Below are 1862 nucleotides of genomic sequence, written 5' to 3' on the forward strand. Positions count from 1 at the left end.
TACTTGGTGGATTGATTGCATATTGTTTAAAAGACGAGAAGCCATCATTAAATCTAACAGCTCAAGAACTTGAGCTGTTAGATAGCACTAATATCGTGTTTGCTTAACCAGATCTGAGGTTAACTAACACGGAAAAGAAGCCACGGAAAAGAAGCCACCCATAATTTGTACAAGTAACTTAACTCGTTTTCATTGCTTTGGCGAGGGTTACGATCGATGTGATCAACTCATCAATTTTTATCGATATGGCTAAAATATTATCGTTAAATGAATGGCTTATGGACATCTAAGAAATTCAGCACAGCAGAATATCTTGATATCAATCAAGTATAAGGAAGATGGTGTTTTTCAAAAAATTAATGCTTAAGCGCATATTGGAAAGTAAGCCACCCATAATTTGTACAAGTAACTTAACTCGTTTTCATTGCTTTGGCGAGGGTTATACTTGAAGGAAAAGTAGCCACCCATAATTTGTACAAGTAACTTAACTCGTTTTCATTGCTTTGGCGAGGGTTATACTTGATGTACTCAACTCATCAATTTCAATCGATATGACTAGAATATTAACTTTAAATTAGTGACTTACCTGTCATATCCAGAATTCTGCACAGCAGAAAAACCTGATAGCAATCAAGTATAAGGAAATGGTAATTCGATTGGGGATGATGACTTAAGCGCACAGCCAGCGCTGACAATTTGCCGCGCCTTGTCGTCGTTTTCGCTCTAAATGCTCACAATATTCGGTTAACGCAGGTAATGCACCGACAGCACCTTTAAATAATGCACCAAATTCAGTGGTGATTTTAAGCCAATTCTCTGCTGGGATGTTGAGTCTATTCAGAATATCCTGACTGCTTGAGCTAATGGTGCCACGCTTATCTTCTCGAATAATCCGACCGGTATCTACAATCAATACTATGTAGTCTTTCACGCTGAACATGAGCCCGTTAGGCATATTGAGTCGCTCATTACCCACAAACGGTAATAGTTCAGGTGGTTGCTCGCCTTTCATTGCTGAATTTATTCGGCGCTGAATACTGGTGTAATCTGAGGTTTCAGGAGTTGCAGCCATTTTGGCTCTGACTGGGTTTAAATCCACATAAGCCATACAGGCTAATATTGCGGCTTCATCAAGCAGTGCTTGAGACTTAAAACGTCCTTCCCAGAATCTGCCTGTACACTTATCTTCTTTGTTGGCCATTCTGGCGATGGGCTCACTGAGTGAGCGCATAAACCAACTGATATCAATTAAGCGCCTACGGTATTCAGTAATGCATTCATTAACCGTTTGAAGTTCAAATGAGTTAAGGTCTTCTTCTTTTAGGTATTTTTGTGTGAGTAACGTACCTTTAAAGCCCTTGTGCCATTGAATGAGGACTTCTTTATCTGACCACTGTTTTGCCTTATCAGCATCAACCTTTATCACCACATGCAAATGATTACTCATCACGGCATACGCACAGATATCAATGGCAAAGATGGTAGCCAACTCTAGAATGCGTGAATCGACCCACTCACGCCGATGCTCAAAGTTCTCTCCTGTAGAGTTATCAATTCCACACAGAAATGCCTTACGCACCACACGAGAGCAACAATGATAGTAAGGCGTATCTTCTAAACTAACGATTGTCTGTCTTGGTCTGGCCATCTTAGATTACCTGTCAGAGTTAAAGGTAACTAAGCCTAGTTGGTTGTTCAATATTTATCCAGCTGGGGTGGATGGCCATGTTTTGTTCCAACCTAATGTTGAAAATGATAATAAGGATAATGGCTTAACGGAATACCGTGGAGGATTAATTTAACGCACTGAAATAAATAGAGTTAAACAATTAGCAAAGGGGCTAAGGTCGCTTGCTGACTAC

The 1862-nt window shown here is 40.1% G+C and carries 1 protein-coding gene and 1 pseudogene; one reads left to right on the forward strand and one right to left on the reverse strand.

Annotated elements, in window-relative coordinates:
• Positions 1–107, forward strand: a pseudogene (locus IEY48_RS20675) (IS982 family transposase); the annotation flags it as partial.
• 563 nt (positions 108–670) lie between these two features.
• Here the strand turns inward: IEY48_RS20675 and IEY48_RS20180 are convergent.
• On the reverse strand, positions 671–1648 hold the full coding sequence (locus tag IEY48_RS20180; protein ID WP_188923332.1) for a transposase: 978 nt from the start codon (positions 1646–1648) through the stop codon (positions 671–673).
• Positions 1649–1862 lie beyond the last annotated feature (214 nt).

This window comes from Shewanella saliphila (assembly GCF_014648295.1).
Taxonomy (GTDB): Bacteria; Pseudomonadota; Gammaproteobacteria; order Enterobacterales; family Shewanellaceae; genus Shewanella; species Shewanella saliphila.

Excerpts from the sequence above, each read along its gene's own strand:
- IEY48_RS20180 (WP_188923332.1), bottom strand. The coding sequence starts at position 1,648 with ATGGCCAGACCAAGACAGACAATCGTTAGTTTAGAAGATACGCCTTAC.